This window comes from Promicromonospora sukumoe 327MFSha3.1 (genome assembly GCF_000385135.1).
GTDB lineage: Bacteria > Actinomycetota > Actinomycetes > Actinomycetales > Cellulomonadaceae > Promicromonospora > Promicromonospora sukumoe_B.
This window is the reverse complement of the sequence record NZ_ARQM01000010.1, coordinates 771,851-791,820: the sequence shown is the minus strand read 5'-3', so window position 1 is coordinate 791,820 and position 19,970 is coordinate 771,851. Positions and strand designations below refer to the sequence as shown.

General features: G+C 71.3%; 16 protein-coding genes. 11 read left to right on the top strand and 5 right to left on the bottom strand.

Annotation, left to right across the window (positions count from 1 at the left end):
• Positions 1–14 precede the first annotated feature (14 nt).
• Positions 15–959 (top strand): ROK family glucokinase, encoded by a 945-nt coding sequence (locus H291_RS0107275; protein WP_020014321.1) that lies wholly within the window; start codon positions 15–17, stop codon positions 957–959.
• Between the two features lie 96 nt (positions 960–1,055).
• Here the strand turns inward: H291_RS0107275 and H291_RS0107270 are convergent, their stop codons facing one another.
• Positions 1,056–1,793 (bottom strand): hypothetical protein, encoded by a 738-nt coding sequence (locus tag H291_RS0107270; RefSeq protein WP_020014320.1) that lies wholly within the window; start codon positions 1,791–1,793, stop codon positions 1,056–1,058.
• A gap of 55 nt (positions 1,794–1,848) precedes the next feature.
• Between H291_RS0107270 and H291_RS0107265 the strand changes: the two genes are divergently transcribed.
• Complete coding sequence (locus H291_RS0107265) at positions 1,849–2,613, top strand: lysophospholipid acyltransferase family protein (protein ID WP_020014319.1); 765 nt, start codon at positions 1,849–1,851, stop codon at positions 2,611–2,613.
• 53 nt (positions 2,614–2,666) lie between these two features.
• On the opposite strand, the gene H291_RS0107260 is transcribed toward H291_RS0107265, so the two are convergent.
• Positions 2,667–3,674 (bottom strand): LacI family DNA-binding transcriptional regulator, encoded by a 1,008-nt coding sequence (locus tag H291_RS0107260; protein ID WP_020014318.1) that lies wholly within the window; start codon positions 3,672–3,674, stop codon positions 2,667–2,669.
• Positions 3,675–3,888: 214 nt separating this feature from the next.
• Between H291_RS0107260 and H291_RS0107255 the strand changes: the two genes are divergently transcribed.
• The 7 genes from H291_RS0107255 (at position 3,889) to H291_RS0107225 (ending at position 12,436) form a co-directional block, all read left to right on the top strand.
• Entirely contained in the window at positions 3,889–5,166 is a 1,278-nt protein-coding gene (locus H291_RS0107255) for an extracellular solute-binding protein (RefSeq protein ID WP_157236761.1), read from the top strand.
• Between the two features lie 3 nt (positions 5,167–5,169).
• On the top strand, positions 5,170–6,060 hold the full coding sequence (locus tag H291_RS0107250) for a carbohydrate ABC transporter permease (RefSeq protein WP_020014316.1): 891 nt from the start codon (positions 5,170–5,172) through the stop codon (positions 6,058–6,060).
• Positions 6,060–6,956, top strand: a complete 897-nt coding sequence (locus H291_RS0107245) for a carbohydrate ABC transporter permease (protein ID WP_020014315.1) — start codon at positions 6,060–6,062, stop codon at positions 6,954–6,956. The genes H291_RS0107250 and H291_RS0107245 overlap by 1 nt, the downstream gene beginning before the upstream one ends.
• Positions 6,957–6,966: 10 nt before the next feature.
• A complete protein-coding gene (locus H291_RS0107240; RefSeq protein WP_020014314.1) occupies positions 6,967–8,154 on the top strand; it encodes a glycoside hydrolase family 1 protein in 1,188 nt (395 codons plus the stop codon).
• 69 nt (positions 8,155–8,223) lie between these two features.
• Positions 8,224–9,807: a glucoamylase family protein gene (locus H291_RS0107235; RefSeq protein ID WP_020014313.1), complete on the top strand. Its 1,584-nt coding sequence runs from the start codon at positions 8,224–8,226 to the stop codon at positions 9,805–9,807.
• Positions 9,808–9,896: 89 nt separating this feature from the next.
• Positions 9,897–11,537: an alpha-amylase family glycosyl hydrolase gene (locus H291_RS0107230; protein WP_020014312.1), complete on the top strand. Its 1,641-nt coding sequence runs from the start codon at positions 9,897–9,899 to the stop codon at positions 11,535–11,537.
• Between the two features lie 20 nt (positions 11,538–11,557).
• Positions 11,558–12,436, top strand: a complete 879-nt coding sequence (locus tag H291_RS0107225) for a phosphoribosylaminoimidazolesuccinocarboxamide synthase (protein WP_198012483.1) — start codon at positions 11,558–11,560, stop codon at positions 12,434–12,436.
• 6 nt (positions 12,437–12,442) lie between these two features.
• Here the strand turns inward: H291_RS0107225 and H291_RS0107220 are convergent, their stop codons facing one another.
• Positions 12,443–14,884 carry a hypothetical protein gene (locus H291_RS0107220; RefSeq protein WP_020014310.1) on the bottom strand — a complete coding sequence of 814 codons (2,442 nt, stop codon included), beginning with the start codon at positions 14,882–14,884 and terminating at the stop codon, positions 12,443–12,445.
• A gap of 119 nt (positions 14,885–15,003) precedes the next feature.
• Here H291_RS0107220 and H291_RS0107215 point away from each other — a divergent pair, with 119 nt between their 5' ends.
• On the top strand, positions 15,004–16,908 hold the full coding sequence (locus H291_RS0107215; RefSeq protein WP_020014309.1) for a DEDD exonuclease domain-containing protein: 1,905 nt from the start codon (positions 15,004–15,006) through the stop codon (positions 16,906–16,908).
• On the top strand, positions 16,902–17,183 hold the full coding sequence (locus H291_RS0107210; RefSeq protein ID WP_020014308.1) for an Lrp/AsnC family transcriptional regulator: 282 nt from the start codon (positions 16,902–16,904) through the stop codon (positions 17,181–17,183). Before H291_RS0107215 ends, H291_RS0107210 begins: the two co-directional genes overlap by 7 nt.
• Before the next feature lie 32 nt (positions 17,184–17,215).
• Here the strand turns inward: H291_RS0107210 and qcrB are convergent, their stop codons facing one another.
• Complete coding sequence (gene qcrB, locus H291_RS0107205) at positions 17,216–19,015, bottom strand: cytochrome bc1 complex cytochrome b subunit (RefSeq protein ID WP_020014307.1); 1,800 nt, start codon at positions 19,013–19,015, stop codon at positions 17,216–17,218.
• A gap of 228 nt (positions 19,016–19,243) precedes the next feature.
• Positions 19,244–19,873 carry a superoxide dismutase gene (locus H291_RS0107200; protein ID WP_020014306.1) on the bottom strand — a complete coding sequence of 210 codons (630 nt, stop codon included), beginning with the start codon at positions 19,871–19,873 and terminating at the stop codon, positions 19,244–19,246.
• Positions 19,874–19,970: the final 97 nt, after the last annotated feature.

The following is a 19,970-nucleotide window of genomic DNA, read 5'->3' as shown; positions in this document are numbered from 1 at the left end:
GAACGTGAGGACGAATGCACGCCATCGGGGTCGACATCGGCGGCACCAAGATCGCTGTGGGAGTCGTCGACGAGGAGGGCCAGATCCTCGCCCAGGTGCGCCGGGAGACCGACGCCGACGACGTCGCGCACATCGACAGGGCCATCGCGGACGCGTGCAACGAGCTCGTCAAGGAGCACGAGGTCGGCGCGATCGGCCTGGCCGCGGCGGGCTTCGTCAGCCCGGACCGCACGTCCGTGAACTTCGCCCCCAACATCGCCTGGCGGGAGTACCCGCTGGCCGCGAAGGTGGCCGAGCTGGTGGACGCCGACCTGCCGATCGTGGTGGAGAACGACGCCAACGCCGCCGGCTGGGCCGAGTTCCGGTTCGGCGCGGGCCGCGAGGCCACCGACATGCTGATGCTCACGGTCGGCACCGGCCTGGGCGGCGCCGTCATCTCCGAGCGCGACCTGGTGCGCGGCAAGTGGGGCATGGCCGCCGAGGTCGGGCACATGCGGGTCGTGCCCGAGGGGCACTACTGCGGGTGCGGCCACGAGGGCTGCTGGGAGCAGTACGCCTCGGGCAGCGCCCTGGAGCGCGACGCCCAGCACGCCGCCGTCGCGCGCGTGGACCAGGCCGGACGCCTGCTCGAGCTCGCCGGGGGCGACCCGGAGAAGATCCGCGGCAGGATGGTGACCGAGGCCGCCCAGGAGGGCGACGAGCTGTCGGTCGAGCTGCTCGCGACCCTCGGCCGCTGGATCGGCGAGGGCTCCGCGTCCGTCGCTGCGCTGCTCGACCCGGAGCTCATCGTGATCGGCGGCGGCGTCGGCGCGGCCGGCGACCTGCTGCTCGGCCCGGTGCGCCGCGGCTTCGAGGCGCAGCTGTCCGCCATGGGCCACCGGCCCGTGGCCGCGATCGAGCTCGCCCTGCACGGCAACGAGGCGGGCATCGTGGGCGCGGCGGACCTCGCGCGCCGCTGATTTCTCCGGCGCAAGATCTCCCGCTCAACACGCCCGAGAACGTGTCAGACGCTCAGATCACCCGGGTGATCTGAGCGTCTGACATTGACGAACCTTCTAGACGACGGCGCCGGGGCCGTCGTCGTCCGGGTCGCGCTGGTGCGGCATGCGCCAGATCAGCACACCGAGGCCGGCGACGAACAGGCCCAGCCCGATCTGCCCGGCGAGCGGCGGGATCGAGACGGCCGGCACCGCCGCCGAGACGATCATGCCGATCACCGCGAGCACGGGGATGCCCACCACGAAGCTCCACGCCATCGTGAGCAGCGGGTCTCGGGACAGCAGCGCGGGCGGCTCGGGCGGCGTGAAGTGCGAGTCCGCCTCCTCCTGCGCCTCCGCCTCGGGCGACAGCGGCCAGTCGCGCGGGCCGGAGGGCTGGTCCGGGCGCGTCCGCGCCCGTTCCTCGTCGGCACCGGCCGCGCCGTCGGCCTCCGTGCCGCTCGTGGTCCAGTCGCCGGCGGCCCAGCCGCCGTCGCTCCAGCCCCCGACCTGACGGCGGCCCGCCCGGTCGCCGCCGGCCCGGTCGCTCCCGGCACCATCACCACCAGCACGCTCACCACCAGCGGGACCGCGCGCGCCGTCGTCGTCGCTGCCCTCGTCATCGGACCGCGATGTCTGAGAGGATGCGGCGGACTTCTCCGTGCCGCCGGTCTCGCCGTCGGCCCGGGATACGTCCATGTCGCCGAGCGTGGCGACGATGTCGGCCCAGCGCGAGGCCACGTCGTCGTCGCCCAGCTCGCGTGGGGTGTCGCCGGGCACGTCGTCGTCGCGGTCGTCGGTGTTCGATGCGGCCATGGGCACACTCTATTGTCGTCGGGGGGCCCGCGGGGGCGGGTCTTGAGGAGGAATCTTGTTCTACTGGGTGATGAGGAACGTGCTGGTCGGCCCGCTGCTGCGCCTCGCGTACCAGCCGTGGGTCGTCGGCGCCAGGAACGTGCCGCGCAGCGGCGCCGCGATCGTGGCCAGCAACCACCTCGCGGTGATCGACTCGTTCATCCTGCCGCTGCTGATCAAGCGCCGCGTGACGTTCCTCGGCAAGTCCGACTACTTCACGGGCAAGGGCCTCAAGGGCAAGATCGTGGCCTGGTTCATGACCGGCATCGGCGTCATCCCGGTGGACCGTTCCGGTGGCGCCGCCAGCGAGGCGGCGCTGCGCACCGGCCTGCGCGTGCTGCGCGAGGGCAGCCTGTTCGGCATCTACCCCGAGGGCACCCGCAGCCCCGACGGCCGCCTGTACAAGGCGAAGACGGGCGTGGCGCGGATGGCGCTCGAGTCGGGCGCGCCGGTCATCCCCGTCGCCATGGTCGACACCGACGTCGCCCAGCCGGTGGGCCGCACCGTGCCCGCGTTCATGCCGCTCGGCGCCGTGATCGGCGAGCCCCTGGACTTCAGCCGGTACAAGGGCATGGAGACCGACAAGTTCGTGCTGCGCGCCGTGGCCGACGAGATCGAGTACGCGATCCTGTCGCTGTCCGGCCAGGAGTACGTGGACGCGTACGCGGCCAGCGCCAAGGAGCGCGCGGCCCGCGGCGAGCCCCCGATCCCGACGGCCGAGGAAGGCCCCGGCGGCCTCCCCCTGCCGGAGGTCGAGAAGCCGCGGCGCCCGCAGCGGTAGTCCGCGGAACGTCGGCCCGGCCCAGCCCAGCCCGGTACCGGCCCGGCGCTCGCCTAGCGGGCCGGCGCCGCGCTCGACGCCCGCACCACGAGGCTCGTGGCGAGCTCGGTGCGCAGGGTGTGCCCGCTGGCCGTGCGGGCCCGGTGCACGAGGTCGACGGCGGTGGCGCCCATCTCGGCCAGCGGCTGCCGCACCGTGGTGAGCGCCGGGTCGATCCAGGGCGCGATCGGCAGGTCGTCGAAGCCGACGAGCGAGACGTCGCGCGGCACGACGAGGCCCTCCTCGCGCAGCGCGCGCAGCGCCCCGAGAGCGGTGTCGTCGCTGCTGGCGAAGATCGCGGTGGGCGGGTCGTCCAGGCCCATCAGCCGCTGCGCGCCCTCGTAGCCCGAGGTGACGCCGTAGGCGCCCACGTAGACCAGGTCGTCGTCGGTGGTCAGGCCCGCGCGGATCATGGCGGCGCGGTAGCCCGCGAGCCGCGCGATGGCGTTGTCCTGCTCCAGCGCGCCGGTGATGGTCGCGATGCGCGTGTGGCCGAGCGACAGCAGGTGCGCCGTCGCCTCCAGCCCGCCCTGGAAGTTGGTGGCCCCGACGCTGAGCATCCCCTCCGGGGGCCGCTGCCGCGGGTCGACGACGACGAGCGGCGTGCCGGTCTGCTCCAGGGCGCGCCGCGCCTCGGCGTCGGGCACCGCGACGATGCTGACCAGGCCGTCGGTGCCGCGCTCCAGCGCGTGCCGCACCCAGGAGCTGCAGTCGTCGGGGTCGGGCTCGACCGCCAGGACGACGTCCAGCCCGAGCCTACGGGCGCCCGCGACGGCGCCGCGGACGACGGCCTCGGACCAGGTGCCCTCGAAGTCGACGATGCGCACGTCGATCATGCCGGTGGGCTTGGCCGCCGGCGGGCGGACCACGTAGCCGTGCCGCTCCAGCACCTCGGTGACCCGGGCCCGCGTCTTGCCCGCCACGTCGGGGCGGGTGTTGAGCACCTTGGAGACGGTCGGGACCGAGACGCCCGCCTCGGCCGCCACGACGGCGAGCGGGATGTGCGGCTGGTCGGTTGCCATGGGTCCTCCGTCGGACGTTTTCCGAAATCTGTCTCCGAAACCAGGATGGTAGCCCATCGCGTGACTCGCCTCCGCACCGTTGGGAGACCGGGGCAACTGGCCTGAGATCGTGCTACCAGGCTGGTTGACACCGCACGGCGCCCCGTCTAACCTCCCGTGGTCTTTCCGAGATTCGCCTTCGAAATTTCGGAAACAGATCAACAAGGGAGTGATCGTGAACAGGACACCTCGCCTCGCCGCAGCGGCGACGGCGTCGACCCTCACGCTGGCCCTCGCCCTGACCGGGTGCGGCCGCAGCGACGAGGCCGGCACCACGGCAGACAGCGCCAGCAGCATCTCGGACGGCCCCGCCACGGGCACCGTCGAGGTGTGGGCGATGGGCACCGAGGGTGAGCTGCTGCCCGAGCTCGCCGAGCAGTTCGAGGCCGACAACCCCGACGTCACCGTGAACGTGACGCCGGTGCCGTGGGAGTCGTCCACCGAGAAGATCAACACGGCCATCGCCACGGGCGAGGTGCCCGACGTCATGCAGGTCGGCACCACCCTGATGAGCGGGTTCGTGGGGCTGGACGGCCTCGCGCCCACGCCGGAGGACATCGACTCCTCGGCGTTCTTCCCGGGCGCCTGGGAGACCACCGAGGTCGACGGCACCTCCTACGGCGTGCCCTGGTACGTCGAGTCGCGCGTGCTGTACTACCGCACCGACCTCGCCGAGGAGGCCGGCGTCGAGGCGCCCGAGGACTGGGCCGGGCTGGCCGACTTCGCGGCCGGCCTGCAGGACGCCGGCGCCGAGCACGGCATCGCGCTGCAGACCCGCGGCAACTCCACCGCCCTGATGTACTTCCCGTTCTACTGGCAGGCGGGCGGCGAGATCCTGGACGACGCCGGCGAGTTCACGCTCGACAACGACGCCCAGGTCAAGGCGCTGGAGTACTACTCCTCGTTCATGCGCGACGGGCTCGCCCCGCCGGTGCTCGTCGAGGAGGAGAAGGTGCAGAACTTCGTCGACGGCAAGCTCGGCTCGTTCGTCTCGGGCCCGTGGGAGCGCGCCAACCTGCTCACCACCGCGGGCGACGACTTCGCCGACAAGTTCGGCGTGGTGCCGCTGCCCGCCGACGAGACGACGGCGTCGTTCATCGGCGGCTCCAACCTCGCCGTCCTCGCGGACGCCGCGAACCCCGACTCCGCCTGGAAGTTCGTGCAGTTCGCCACCGACCCGGCCGTCCAGGTCGACTGGTTCGGCATCTCGAACGACCTGCCGGCCGTCCAGTCCTCGTGGGAGGACCCGGCGCTGGCCGACGACGAGGCCGTGGCCATGTACCAGGGCGTGCTGGAGACCGCGCGCTCGACCCCCGCGATCCCCACCTGGTCGGAGATCGAGCACGAGCTCGACCTGATCATCGAGCAGACCATCGCGGGCGACCTGACCCCGCAGGAGGCCGCCACCAAGATGCAGGAAGCGGCCACCTCGATCGGGACAGGCCTGGACTGACCCGTGGCCATCTCCGCACGCCGCCGCCGCACGGGCCTCGCCGCCTGGGGCTTCGCGCTGCCCTTCACGATCCTGTTCGCCGTGTTCATGCTGGTCCCGGTGGCGTCCTCGCTGTACATGGCGTTCACCGACATGCACGGCGCGGACCTGAGGACGCCCTGGGCCGTGAACTTCGTGGGGTTCGACAACTTCGCGGCCGCGCTGGCCGACCCGAAGTTCCAGCAGGCCGCCGGCAACACGCTCTACTTCGTGGGCGTCGCGATGCCGCTCACGCTCGGTATCGCGCTGCTGCTGGCGGTCCTGCTGAACTCGGGCCTGGTCTGGTTCCGGTCCGTGTTCCGCGTGGGCTTCTACGCCCCGGTCGTGACGTCGATCGTCGCGGTGGCGGTCGTGTGGCGGTTCCTCCTGCAGCCCGACTTCGGGATCGTGAACTCGGCCCTCGGCCTGGTCGGGATCGACGGGCCGCGCTGGCTCACCGACGAGGTCTGGGCCATGCCGTCGCTGATCATGATGGCGACCTGGCGCAACGTCGGGTACTCCATGGTGATCCTGCTGGCCGGGCTGCAGGGCATCCCGCGTGACCTGTACGAGGCCTCGGCCATCGACGGCGCGGGTGCCGTGCGCCAGTTCCGGTCCATCACGGTGCCGCTGCTGCGGCCCACCCTGCTGTTCTGCGCCGTCATCACCGGGATCGGCTACCTGCAGTTCTTCGAGGAGCCGTTCGTCATGACGCAGGGCGGTCCGCTCGGGGCCACCAACTCGGTGGCCTACGAGGTCTTCAACCAGTTCGGGTTCGGGAACTACGGCCTCTCGGCCGCGATGAGCTACGTGCTGTTCGTCGCCATCGTGATCCTGTCCTACCTCCAGTTCCGCCTGCTCAGGACGGAGAAGTGATGACTGTCCTCACCGAGCGGCCCAGGACCCGCCGCCCCGCCGGGGACCAGCCCTCCGAGGGCCGGTCCGCCGCCCGCCGGTTCACGCCGCGCGCGATCCTCCTCAACGTCGTGCTCCTGCTGGGCCTCGCGGCCTCGTTCGGGCCGCTCGTGTGGATGATCGTCTCCTCGGTCAAGCCCGAGGGCGAGATCCGGCAGTTCCCGCCGACCCTGTTCCCCGAGCAGCCCACGTGGGACAACTACACCGAGCTCTTCGCGACGCTCGACTTCCCGCGGTTCTTCGCGAACTCGGTGGTCGTGGCGCTGGCCGTCACCGTCGGGTCGGTGCTGTTCAGCGCCATGGTCGGCTACGCGCTGGCCAAGCTCGACTTCCCCGGCCGCCGCGTGCTGTTCCTGCTGATCATGGGCACGCTCATGGTCCCGGGCATGGTCACGTTCGTACCGCTGTTCGTGCTCGTGGCCAACCTGGACCTGATCAACACCTACGCGGCGCTGATCCTGCCCTTCCTGGCGGCGCCGTTCGGCGTGTTCCTGATGCGGCAGTTCATGCTCGACATCCCGGACGAACTGCTCGACGCCGCCCGCGTCGACGGCGCGGGCGAGTTCCGCACGTTCTTCGCCGTCGTGCTGCCGCAGACCAAGCCCGCGCTGGCGACGCTCGGCATCCTGACGTTCCTCGGGTCCTGGAACAACTTCCTGTGGCCCCTGGTCGCCGTGCAGTCGGCCGACAAGTACACGCTGCCCGTGGCCCTGGCCCTGTACTCCACGGGGCAGAACACCGTGCAGTACGGCCTGCTGGTGGCGGGCGCGACCGTCATCGTGCTGCCCATCCTCATCGTCTTCCTCGCCCTGCAGCGGCACATCGTGCAGGGCATCTCCACCACCGGCCTGAAGTAGGAGTTCTTCCGTGACCGAACAGATCACGCTGCCCACCGCCCCCGAGTTCCTGTGGGGCGCCTCGACCGCCGCGCACCAGATCGAGGGCGGCAACACCAACAGCGACTGGTGGGCCAAGGAGCACGTCGCCGGGTCGCTGTGCGCGGAGAGCTCCGGCGACGCCGTCGACAGCTACCACCGCTACGGCGAGGACATCGCGCTGCTGGCGGCCGCCGGCCTGAACGCGTACCGCTTCTCGATCGAGTGGGCGCGCATCGAGCCGGCCGAGGGCGAGATCTCACGGGCGCAGCTGGCGCACTACCGGCGGATGATCGACACCTGCCTCGAGGCGGGCGTGACGCCGATGGTCACGCTGCTGCACTTCACGCTCCCCCGCTGGTTCGCGGAGCGTGGCGGCTGGTTCGCGCCCGACGCCGTCGACCTGTTCAGCCGGTACGTCGAGACCACCACGGAGATCCTGGGCGACGTCGGCCACGTCGTGACCATCAACGAGCCCAACATCACCTCGATGATGCTCGGCGCGAGCCGGCGCACCAACCTGGACGCCGCCGGGCTCGCCGCCCCGGACCAGGCCGCCTCGGAGATCCAGGCCACCGCCCACCGGCGCGCCGTCGACATCCTGCACGGGCTGGGGCACGTCAAGGCCGGCTGGACCATCGCCAACCAGGTGTTCCAGGCGGCGCCCGGCGCCGAGGAGGCCCGCGACGCCTACGCCTACCCGCGCGAGGACTTCTTCCTGGAGGTCGCGCGCGGCGACGACTTCGTGGGCGTGCAGAGCTACCTGCGCACCATCATCGGGGCGGACGGCGAGCCCATCCCCTTCGGCGACGACGTCGAGAAGACCCTGACGGGCTGGGAGTACTACCCGCAGGCGCTCGGCGAGGCGCTGGAGTACACCCACAAGATCACCGGCGGCGTGCCGATGATCGTCACCGAGAACGGCATGGCCACGGCCGACGACTCCCGCCGCATCGACTACACCACCGGCGCGCTGGAGGGCATGGCCAACGCCATCGCCGCCGGCTGCCAGGTGGACGGCTACCTGCACTGGTCGCTGCTGGACAACTACGAGTGGATGAGCGGGTTCCGGCCCACGTTCGGCCTGATCGCCGTGGACCGCACCACCTTCGTGCGCACGCCCAAGCCGAGCCTCGCGTGGCTCGGCCGGGTCGCGCGCACGGGGCTGCTCGCCCGCTGACGCACCACCTGTCAGCCAGACCCTTTCCGCACTGCCCTGTCCCCACTACGACGACGTAGGAGACACCTGATGAGCAGGATCCGCACCGCGCTCGCGACCGGAGCCGTCGCCGCCCTGGCGTTCGCCGCACTGCCGGCGAGCGCCACGGGGGCGACGCCGGCCCCGGAAGCCGCGTCCCAGAGCACTCCCGGCACGACCACTCCCGGCAACACCACCTCAGCCAAGGACCGCCGCCAGCTCCATGCGTGGGCCGCCGACACCTGGCGCTCGTTCGAGGCCATGGTCGACGACGAGACGGGCCTGCCGGACGACAACATCGGCGGCGACCTGGACCCCGCCAGCCGCGGCGGGTACACGTCGCCCACCAACATCGGCGCCTACCTGTGGAGCACTGTCGTGGCCCGCAACACGGGCCTGATCGACCGCAAGGAGGCCCGCGAGCGCCTGTCGACGACGCTGCACACCGTGGCCGGGCTGGAGAAGCACGAGCCGAGCGGCATGTTCTACAACTGGTACGACCCGGCCACGGGCGCCAAGCTCCTGACCTTCCCCACGAGCGGTGACCCGGTCAAGCCGTTCCTGTCGAGCGTGGACAACGGCTGGCTCGCGACGGGCCTGCTGCTGACCGCGCGGGCGGAGCCGTCGCTGGCCCGCGCGGCGGACGCCGTCCGCGAGGACATGGACTTCGGCTGCTACTACGACCCGGCGCAGAACCAGATCCGCGGCGGGTTCTGGGACGAGGACCCGCGGGAGACCGCGCCGGTGGCCGGCGACTACTGCGAGATGGGCGCCGACGTCTGGTACACGGGCCACCACTACGGGGCGTTCAACACGGAGCCGCGCATCGCGTCCTACCTGGGCATCGCCGAGGGGCAGATCCCGGCGGAGCACTACTTCGGCACGTACCGCACGTTCCCCGACACGTGCGACTGGTCCTGGACCGAGACGCGCCCGGTGGGCCAGTGGGCCGAGCACCTGGGTGTGCCCGTGTTCGAGGGCGCGCTGCCGTACCGCGGCATGCGCGTGGTGCCGACCTGGGGCGGCAGCATGTTCGAGGCGCTCATGGTGCCGCTGTTCGTGCCCGAGGAGACGTGGGGCCCGCGCTCGTGGGGCCGCAACCACCCGCTGTACGTGCAGGGTCAGATCGAGCACGGCCTGCGGGAGGCGGACTACGGGTACTGGGGCTTCTCGCCGTCCAACGACCCGGCCGGCGGGTACCGCGAGTACGGCGTCGACCAGCTCGGGCTGGACGGGCCGGGCTACACCTCCGACCAGGAGCGCACGACGGTCGACCAGCCGTACGAGGGCTGCCGCGAGGGCTCGCCGGCGCCCACCGAGTACGGCGACGGCGTGGTGACGCCGCACGCGTCGTTCCTCGCGCTGCGCTACGCGCACGGTGACGCGATGACGAACCTGCGCAACATCGCCGCGGACTTCGACGCGTACGGCCCGGGCGGCTTCTACGACGCCGTGGCCGTGCGCAGCGGCCAGGTCTCCCAGCGGTACCTCGCCCTGGACCAGGGCATGATCATGGCCGCGCTCGGCAACGAGCTGGCCGACGACGCGATGCGCCGCTACGTCTCCCGCGGCGCCCTGGAGCGCGAGGTGCGCCCGCTGATGGCCATGGAGACCTTCGCCGTCGGCCGCGACTGAACCCCTCCGTGTCAGACGCACAGGTCACTCCGGTGATCTGTGCGTCTGACACGCTGGATCTTCCGCACCATCTACGAAGGGGTAGTTCCTTGGCCTCCGTCGACCTCGCGTCCCGCCTGGGACGCACCGTGCTGTACCAGATCTACCCGCAGTCCTTCGCGGACTCGAACGGCGACGGGATCGGCGACCTCGCCGGGATCGCCGAGCGCCTGGACTACCTCGCGTGGCTCGGGGTGGACGCGATCTGGCTCAGCCCGTGCTTCGTCTCCCCGTTCGCCGACGCGGGCTACGACGTCGCCGACTTCCTCACGATCGCGCCGCGCTACGGCACGAACGAGGACCTGGCACGGCTGACCGAGGAGGCCGGACGGCGGGGCATCTCCGTGCTGCTCGACCTCGTGGCCGGCCACACGTCGGACCAGCACCCCTGGTTCCGCGCGTCGGCCGACGACCCGGACGACCACCGGTTCGTGTGGAGCGACGTGCCCGCCGAGGGCTTCCAGTCCGGTCGGGGGAAGCGGGGCGGGTACTACAAGCCCAACTTCTTCCCCGTGCAGCCCGCGCTCAACTTCGGGTACGCCCGCACGGACCCCGCCGAGCCCTGGCGGCAGCCCGTCGACGCGCCCGGGCCGCTGGCCAACCGGGCCGCCCTGCGCGAGATCATGGCGCACTGGTTCGGCCTCGGCGTGGCCGGGTTCCGCGTCGACATGGCGGCGTCCCTCGTCAAGGACGACCCCGGCCACGTCGAGACCGGCAGGCTGTGGCACGAGATGCGTGCCTGGCTGGACCGCGAGTGGCCCGGCCGCGTGATCATCAGCGAGTGGGGCGACCCGAAGGTCGCCGTCCCCGCGGGCTTCCACGCCGACTTCTTCCTCCAGTTCGGCGGCGACGACGACGGCCTGCCGCTGCGCTCGCTGTGGAACAACAACGCGGGCACGGTGAGCGAGTCCTGGGGCGAGCTGGCACCGTGGGCCGGTGCGGACGGCGCCGGTGACGCGGCCACGTTCGTGCAGGCGTGGCAGGCCGCGACGGATGCCATCGCGGCGACGGACCGCGGCGGCGTGGTGGGCCTGCCGACGTCGAACCACGACTTCACGCGGCTGGTGGCGGGCCCGCGCGACGCCGAGCAGGCCCGCGTGGCGCACGTGCTCACGATGACCTGGCCGGCCCTGCCGTCGGTCTACTACGGCGACGAGATCGGCATGCGGTACGTGCCGGGCACCCCCACGCTGGAGGGCTCGCGGCTCGGCCCGGCGTACGACCGGGCCGGCTCGCGCACGCCGATGCAGTGGGGCGATCTGCCCGCGGACCCCTACGGCCCGGGCAAGCCCGCGGACTCGGCCTACCTGCCGGAGGATCCCGACCCGGAGCGTCCGACGGTCGCCGCCCAGGTGGACGACGCCGGCTCGCTGCTGCGCCTGGTCCGCGACCTGATCGCGCTGCGGCACGGCGACGAGCGGCTGGACGCGGCGGCGCCGGTCGATGTGCTGGCCACGGGATACCCCCTGGCGTACGTGCGGGGCGGCACGCTGGCCGTGCTGCTCAACCCGGGGAGCGCGGCGGTGGAGTTCCCGCTGGCCGGTGCCGCCGGGGGACGGACACTGCTCGGCCGGGGGTTCCGGGTCGAGGCGGGCGGCGGGGCGGGCGGCGGGGCCGGCAACGGGACAGGCGCCGACGTCGTGCACCTGGACGGCTCCGGCTACGCCGTCCTGGACCTCGCGGGCGCATGACGCACTCATGGTGACGAGCCCTGGTACGCGCACCGGCCCGGTGCGCGTACCGGGTTAGCCTTGGCCCCGTGGAACTGATCCGGAAGGGCAAGGTTCGCGAGGTCTACGCGGACGGCGACGATGTGATCCTGGTGGCCTCCGACCGCGTGTCGGTGTACGACGTCGTGCTGCCGACGCCCGTGCCCGACAAGGGCGCGATCCTCACCCAGCTCTCGCTGTGGTGGTTCCGGCAGTTCGCCGACCTGGTGCCCAACCACGTGATCAGCGAGGACGTCCCCGAGGAGTGGGCCGGCCGCGCGATCCGCTGCAAGAAGCTGACGATCGTCCCGGTCGAGTGCATCGCCCGCGGGTACCTCGCGGGCGGCGGGCTGGACTCGTACAACGCCACCGGCAGCGTGTCCGGCGTGGCGTTCCCCCCGGGCCTGGTCGAGGCCGACCGGCTGCCGGAGCCCGTGTTCACGCCGTCGACCAAGGCCGACGAGGGGCACGACGAGTACATCTCCGTCGACGAGATCGCCAAGGAGCTGGGCGCCGAGACCACGGACCGCCTGCGCGAGCTGACCCTCGCCATCTACGACCGCGGCGCCGAGATCGCGCGCGAGCGCGGCGTCATCATCGCCGACACGAAGCTGGAGTTCGGGTTCGACGCCGACGGCGTGCTGACCCTCGCCGACGAGGTGCTCACGCCCGACTCCTCGCGCTTCTGGAAGGCGAGCGAGTACGAGCCCGGCCGCGGGCAGTGGTCCTACGACAAGCAGTTCGTGCGCGACTGGTCCTCGACCCTGACCGGCTGGGACCGCACCTACCCCGGGCCCGAGATCCCGGCGGACGTCGTCGCCGAGACCCGCGCCCGGTACGTCGAGATCTACGAGCAGCTCACGGGCGAGACCTGGGGCTGAGCCGCCTCACTCTCCGCGCGGCTTGAACTTGACCACCTTGTTGTCCCCGGGGCGGTTGAAGTTCCCCTTGAACGCCCAGTTCAGGTAGCCGCCGTCGCCCTTGCGCGTGACCGTCCCCGAGTCCAGCCCCACCACGTAGAAGTCGCCCACCGTGGCCAGGTGCACCTTGCCCGTGACGTCGGGCCCGAACTCGAGCCCGATGTCGCGGTGCCGGACGATGATGTTCTTGTCCGGGAACGCCTTGGCGTACTCGTCGGCCAGCGACCTGCTCTTCTCGCTCCGGCTGCCCGGCACGTCGCCGTCGAAGTCGGTGCCGGGGTACGTGCCCTCGTCCCTGTCGTACATCGGGTTGAACCAGTCGCCGCCCAGGCCCTGCTTCACCTTGCCGTTGGTGTAGTAGTCGTCGTCCGGCTCGAACTTCTCGTGCCGGCAGCGAGGGGCGGGCTCGACCTTGACCTTGTTGCCGTCCACGTCCGTGATCTCGAACGACGACTCCTTGAGCACCCGCTCCTCGTCCGTGGTGATCCACTCGCCCTTGAGCAGGTCGATCCCCTGCCAGCTCACGCCCGTCTCGACCTTCTCCTCGGTCTTGGTGTCGTCGTAGGTCAGCTCGCGGACGTTGCCGTGCTCCTCCAGCGCCTCGCGCAGCTCGCCGCCGTCCTCCTGGTCGTCCCGGTCGATCTCGATGTCGCCCTTCTTGAGCTTGCCCTCGTCGTCGCGCGGGAACAGCTCGTCGACCATCGGCGTGAACTTCTCCCGCAGGTCCGGGTACTGGTTGAAGTCGAGGATGAACTCCTGGACGGACGAGGTGCCCTCCTGCTTGTTCTTGCTGTAGCTGCCGCCCGCCTCGAAGCCGTACGGCAGGTCCGTCTCCACCTCGAACCCGGCCTCGTAGAGCGTCGCGAGCGCCTGGTCGTCGATGGTGATGTACATCTGCACGAGGTCGCCGTTCTCGTCGAAGTACACGGTGGTCTTCGTCGAGCCCTTCCACGTGGCGCCGACCCCGCCCTTGCCCATCAGCTTGCCGAGCTTGTCGCTCTTGCCCCACGGCCCGCCCGGCCCGAGCGCGCCGGAGACCAGGAAGCCGCCGATGTCCGTGGACGTGTAGCTCACCTCGTAGAGGCCGTTGTCCCAGAGCCGGTCCTCGACCATGACCTCGCCCTCGTAGCTGCCCTCCGCGCTGCCGCCCGCACCCACGCCCTTGCCGTCCTTGCTCTTGCCGCCCTTCTGCCCGTCGATCCCGACGTTGACGGTGACCTTCTTGGTCTCGGTGTCCGCGTCGTTGACGACGTGGTGGTCCGGCTCGTCCTCGAGATGGTCGTTGTAGCGCCGCTTCGCCGGCTCGCAGCCGGCCTGGAGCTGGCCGCCGAAGGCCCCGCAGGCGCTGTCCATGCCCGACTTCAACCCGTCGGTCCTCGACTGCCACGAGATCCACTCCTGCGCGTCCTCGACGCTCGTGAACTCGTACGCGGTGTCGCTCGTGACGCCGTCGATCGCGGACACGCCGAAGGAGATGGGCGAGCCGAAGATGTCGTCGCCGGACACCCCACCGCCGAACCCGCTGCCCTTGAGCATGTGCACCCGGACGCGGCCGTCACCGAGCCGCTCGATCATCACCGCCTCCGTGGTGCTGAACCGGAAGAACAGGAACGACGTCGTGTGGTCCTCGATGTGGGTGTTGACCTGGACGTAGCAGTCGGGCTCCATGTTGTCGTACGCCGTCGTGACGCACTCGTAGAGCCACCCCGACGTCGCGGCGCGCTCCCTGCCGGGCTTCGAGTCCTTGTACGCCTCCCACTCGGCGTCGCACACGTCCTGGGGCACCGGGAGCCACTTGCAGCCGATGCGGACCTTCGGCGGGTCGAGGCTGACGTCCTCGCTGGTCGGCATCGTCCGGTTGCACTCCTCGTCGTCCGGGTCCTCGCTCTCGTCGCCCCAGCCGGCGGTCACGCAGTCGACGATCTTGTCGTTCCCCTCGCGCTCCAGGCTCTCGTCCCGGCCGCCCGAGATCACCGTCTTCCAGACGTCGTCGAGCTCGGTCTCCGAGACGGTGAACAGGCACGTCACGGGGATCGGGTACCAGACGCAGCCGATCTGGATCACGACCATGGCGGTGTCGTGGTCCTCCTGGGCGACCCGGGACAGCGTGAGCTCGTCCTCGCACGAGGTGTCGCCGGGCCGGTCGTCGTCGCCGGGGCCGCCCGGCCCGTCGTCGTCGCCGGGCCCGTGCCCCGGCCCGTCGACGCAGTCCTCGGGGCTCTCGGGCTGCCCGATGGACTGGACGGCGCAGACGAGCTGGCCGCTCAGGTCCCGGCCCACCGGCGTCGCCGCCGCGAGCGCCACGGCGACCACGAGGAGCAGCAGGCCGACGACGGCGACGTACTCCGCGAGCGCCTGACCTCGCTCGTCGGGGGCTGGACGCTCGTCGGAGGCGGGCCGGCGGATCATCCGAAGACTCTAGGAACTGGTGTCCGCCCAGGCCAGAGGCCTCGGGCCCAGCCGCCGGTGGGTCCGCGGGCCCACTCGGGTGCCCGGCGTGTCGGGGCGTGTCAGTGACTCCGGCTAGCGTGCAGGCCGTGAACACCTCCACGTCCGCGGGCACCCGGGCCCCGTACCAGGCGACCTTCGAGGAGCTCGGCACGCCGCTGCGGGACGTGACCTTCGTGGTGGTGGACCTCGAGACCACGGGCACCAACGCCAAGGAGGGCGGCATCACCGAGATCGGCGCCGTCAAGGTGCGCGGCGGCGAGGTGCTGGGCGAGTTCCAGTCGCTGGTCAACCCGGGGCAGCCGGTCCCGGCGTTCGTCGCGCGGCTGACCGGCATCACCAACGCCATGGTCGCCACGGCGCCGGACATCGCGCTGGTGCTGCCGAGCTTCCTGGAGTTCGCGCACAACACGGTGCTGGTGGCGCACAACGCCCCGTTCGACGTCGGCTTCCTCAAGGCGATGTGCTCCCGGCTGGACTACCCGTGGCCCGGTTTCACCGTGGTGGACACGGTGCCCCTGGCCCGGCGCCTGGTCACGCGGGACGAGGCGCCCAACCACAAGCTGTCCACGCTCGCCAACCTGTTCCACGCCACCGTCTCCCCGGAGCACCGGGCGCTGGCCGACGCGCGGGCGACGGTCGACGTCCTGCACGCCCTGTTCGACCGGCTCGCGCCGATGGGCGTGACGCACCTCGAGGACCTGGCGACGGCGGCCGACCCGGTGCCGCCCGAGGTGCGCCGCAAGCGGCACCTCGCCGACGGGCTGCCCGACTCCCCCGGTGTCTACCTGTTCCGCGGCCCCGGGGACGAGGTGCTGTACGTCGGCACGTCGGTCAACATCCGCAAGCGCGTGCGCTCGTACTTCACCGCCGCCGAGAAACGGCGGCGCATCACGGAGATGGTGCGCATCGCCGAGCGGGTCACGCCCGTCGCGTGCGCCACGCCGCTGGAGGCGCAGGTGCGCGAGCTGCGGCTCATCACCGAGCACGCCCCGCGCTACAACCGGCGCTCCAAGTTCCCGGAGCGGCACTCGTGGGTGCGGCTGACGGACGAGGCGTACCCGCGCCTGTCGGTCGTGAGCGGCGTCGTGGCGGGCGCCGCGCACATCGGGCCCTTCGGGTCCCGGCGGACCGCCCAGGAGGCCGTGCACGCCCTGCACGACGCCCTGAACCTGCGCCAGTGCACCGCCCGCATCCCGCTGGTCTCCAAGCGGCCCGGCAGCCCCTGTGCCCTGGCCGGCATGGGCCGCTGCTCGGCGCCGTGCGTGGCGACCGGGGGCCCGGACACCTCCTACGCGGACGTGGCCGAGGCCGCGCGCGACGCGCTGACCGGCGACCCGGCCCCGGTGGTGCGGGCGCTCTCCGACCGGATCGCGGCGCTGGCCCACCAGGAGCGGTACGAGGAGGCGGGCGAGGTCACGCGCCGCCTGCGGGCGTTCGTGCACGGAGCGCACCGCGCCCAGCGGATCGGCCCGCTGGCCGGGTGCGCCGAGCTGGTGGCCGCGCGCCCCTCCGGCATCGGGGACGCCCCGGGCAAGCCCGGCGGCTGGGAGATCGTGGTGATCAAGCACGGCCGGCTCGCCGGCACCGACGTCTCGGCACCAGGCGCCAGCCCGCTCCCCCTCGTGGACGCCCTGCGCACGACGGCGGAGCACGTCGAGCCGCCCGTGGTGCCCGCGCCCGCCGCGCACCCCGAGGAGACGGACCTGCTGCTCGCCTGGCTCGACTCCCCCGGCGTCCGGCTGGTGCACGTCAGCGACACCTGGGCCTGCCCGGTGCGCGCGGCCGGCGCGCACGCCGACCTGACCTGGGCGTCGGAGCGGGTGCGCGTCGAGATCGGCGAGGCTGACGCGGGTTCCGGGGCTGACGCGGGTTCTGGGGCTGACACGGACTCCGCAGCGGGTGCCGGGGAAGCCGCCGGGGCCGCCGTGCCCGTGGCGGAACCCGCGAACGGCCGGCACGTGGATACGATGACGGCATGCTGACCGCGATCGTCCTCATCGACGCCGAGACGTCCCGCATCCCCGAGGTCGCGCAGGAGGTCGCGAACATCGACGGAGTGAGCGAGGTCTTCTCCGTGACGGGCAAGACCGACCTGGTCGCGATCGTGCGTGTGCCCGAGCACGAGCAGCTCGCCGGCGTCGTGTCCGACCGCGTGAACAAGGTGCCGGGCGTGCAGAACACCGAGACGCTGATCGCGTTCCGCGCCTTCTCCAAGGCGGACCTGGAGCAGGCGTTCGCGCTAGGGCTGGACGACTAGCTCGGGGACCAGCTCGGGCTCGGGGTCGACGTCTAGCCCTTGCTCCCGGGCCGCGGCTCCTCGCCCGGTCCCGTGGCGCCCTCGCCGTCGGCTCGGGGGCCGGAAGTACCCGGCCTGGAACTCCCCGGGCCGGTGCCGCCCGGCCGAGTGCTGCGCGGCCCGGCGGTTCGCGGGCCGGAGGTGCCCTGCCCGACACCCGCGGGCGTCCTTGCCTCGATCGCGTCGTGCTCGCCGTGCGAGTGGGCTGCCGCGAGCTCCGCCGGTGTCGCCGGCTCGACCCGGTCCTCGTAGAAGAACTCGGACAGCCGCTGCCACCGCCGGTCGGAGCGGTAGCCCTTGCGCTTGACGCCGCGCGCGTCCATGGCGGGCTTGATCTCCAGCGGTCTCGGCGAGGTGTGCTGGGTGCGCAGCCAGACCTCCTGCGGGTCGAGCGGGGTGTGCACCTCGACGTACTCGCCGGTGGCGAAGCGCACGATGCGGCCCGACTCGTGGCCGTGCAGCACCAGCTCGCGGTCCTTGCGCTGCAGCGCCAGGCACACCCGTTTGGTCACGAAGAAGGCGAACAGGGGCCCCACGAACAGCAGCACGCGCAGGACCCACGTGATCGCGAAGATGCTCAGCGCGAAGTGCGTGGCGATGAGGTCGTTGGTCGCGGCCAGGGCGCACACGAGGAACGCGACGAACAGCGCGACGGCGACGGCCGTGCGCACCGGACGGTTGCGGGGCCGGTCGAGGACGTGGTGCTCGCGGTGGTCACCGGTCGCGCGGGCCTCGAGGAACGGCCACGTGCCAAGGAGCGTGAACAGGATGCCCGGCACGATCACCGCGGGGATCAGGATGTTCATGGGCAGCGTGTAGCCCCACAGGACCCACTCGAAGCCTGGCCCCGGCATCAGCCGTAGCGCGCCGTCGACGAAGAGGATGTACCAGTCGGGCTGCGTCCCGGCGGAGACCGGCGCCGGATCGTAGGGCCCGTAGTTCCAGACGTTGTTGATCGCCATGGTGCCGCCCATGAGCGTCAGCACGCCGGCGATGATGAAGAAGTTTCCCGTCATCTTGGCCACGTACACCGGCAGGGCCGGGTAGCCCACGACGTTCTTGTCGCTGCGGCCGCCGCCCGGGTACTGCCCGTGCTTCTGCAGCACCATCAGGAACAGGTGCAGCGCGATGAGGGCGATCAGGAGCCCGGGTATCACGAAGATGTGCAGGGTGAACAGCCGTGGGATGACCTGGTCGCCCGGGAACTCGCTGCCGAAGATCAGGAAGGACAGGTACGAGCCGATCAGGGGGATCGCCTTGACCACGCCGTCGATGATGCGCAGGCCGTTGCCGGACAGCACGTCGTCCGGGAGGGAGTAGCCGGTGAAGCCGGCCGCCAGGGCCAGGATGAGCATCGTCAGGCCGACGATCCAGTTGATCTCGCGCGGCTTGCGGAAGGCCCCGGTGAGGAACACCCGGAACATGTGCAGGACGATCGAGCCGATGAAGATCAGGGCCGACCAGTGGTGGATCTGCCGCATGAGCATCCCGCCGCGCACCTCGAACGACATGTGCACGGTGGACTGGAACGCGGCCGACATGAGCTGGCCGTTCATCGCGGGCGGATACTCGCCCTCGTACCGCACCAGCGCCATGGACGGGTCGAAGAACATCGTCAGGAAGAACCCGGACGCGATCAGCACGATGAACGAGAACAGCGCGATCTCGCCGAGCATGAACGACCAGTGGTCGGGAAACACCTTGCGCGCAAGCTCCTTCACCAGCACCCCGATGCTGGTGCGCTGGTCAAGATAGTCGGCTGCCTTGCCGACCGCACTCGGACGCTGCTTCATCGCCACGTCATCACCCCGTTGATAGGCGGCGCGGGCCACTTCCTGACCTCCAGTAGACACCGTGCCGCGCTTCGCTACCACCCTCCACGACGAAGAGGCAGGTCAGGACGTGACATGACAGATCCGGCGCACCCCGTTTTTCGGGGTGCGCCGGATCTGGTCCGTCGGTCAGGCCGTTGCGGCCCGCCGCGGGGTCAAGCAGCGTTCATGCAGGGTTCAGGCAGGTGGTCAGGCCGAGGCGACGACGAGGCCCGCGGTCTGCGTCTTGGCCCGTGCCAGGCGCTCGGAGACGTTGCTCCACGACACCAGGTTCCACCAGGCCTTGATGTAGTCCGGGCGGACGTTCAGGTAGTCGATGTAGTAGGCGTGCTCCCAGCAGTCCAGCATGAGGACCGGGGTGAGCGCGAACGGGATGTTGCCCTGCTGGTCGAACAGCTGGACCACGACCAGCTTCTGGCCGACCGAGTCCCAGGCCAGGACGGCCCAGCCGGAACCCTGCACACCGGCGGCGACGGCGGTGAAGTGCGCCTTGAACTTCTCGAACGAGCCGAAGTGCTCGTCGATCGCGGCGGCGATGTCGCCGGTCGGCTCTCCGCCGGCCTCCGGTGCCATGTTCGTCCAGAAGATCGAGTGGTTGATGTGACCACCGAGGTTGAACGCGAGGTCCTTCTCGATCTTGTTGACGTTTGCCAGGTTGCCCGTCTCGCGGGCCTCCTCGAGCTGCTCCAGGGCAGTGTTGGCACCCTTGACGTACGTCGCGTGGTGCTTGGAGTGGTGCAGCTCCATGATCTTGCCCGAGATGTGGGGCTCGAGCGCGGCGTAGTCGTAGGTCAGGTCAGGGAGCGTGTAGACAGCCATTGCTGAGGTACCTCCAGGATCGGTCCGCGCACCGGACGGTGCGCAGGGTGGGACGCCGTCCTGGTCGTGCGCCGGTGTGGTGCCCGCCGGGACGGCA

Bases quoted from the DNA above. Each gene is read 5' to 3' on its own strand.
- qcrB (WP_020014307.1), bottom strand. From the start codon at position 19,015: ATGAAGCAGCGTCCGAGTGCGGTCGGCAAGGCAGCCGACTATCTTGAC.
- H291_RS0107220 (WP_020014310.1), bottom strand. From the start codon at position 14,884: ATGATCCGCCGGCCCGCCTCCGACGAGCGTCCAGCCCCCGACGAGCGA.
- H291_RS0107275 (WP_020014321.1), top strand. From the start codon at position 15: ATGCACGCCATCGGGGTCGACATCGGCGGCACCAAGATCGCTGTGGGA.
- H291_RS0107210 (WP_020014308.1), top strand. From the start codon at position 16,902: ATGCTGACCGCGATCGTCCTCATCGACGCCGAGACGTCCCGCATCCCC.
- H291_RS0107270 (WP_020014320.1), bottom strand. From the start codon at position 1,793: ATGGCCGCATCGAACACCGACGACCGCGACGACGACGTGCCCGGCGAC.
- H291_RS0107235 (WP_020014313.1), top strand. From the start codon at position 8,224: ATGAGCAGGATCCGCACCGCGCTCGCGACCGGAGCCGTCGCCGCCCTG.
- H291_RS0107200 (WP_020014306.1), bottom strand. From the start codon at position 19,873: ATGGCTGTCTACACGCTCCCTGACCTGACCTACGACTACGCCGCGCTC.
- H291_RS0107245 (WP_020014315.1), top strand. From the start codon at position 6,060: ATGACTGTCCTCACCGAGCGGCCCAGGACCCGCCGCCCCGCCGGGGAC.
- H291_RS0107260 (WP_020014318.1), bottom strand. From the start codon at position 3,674: ATGGCAACCGACCAGCCGCACATCCCGCTCGCCGTCGTGGCGGCCGAG.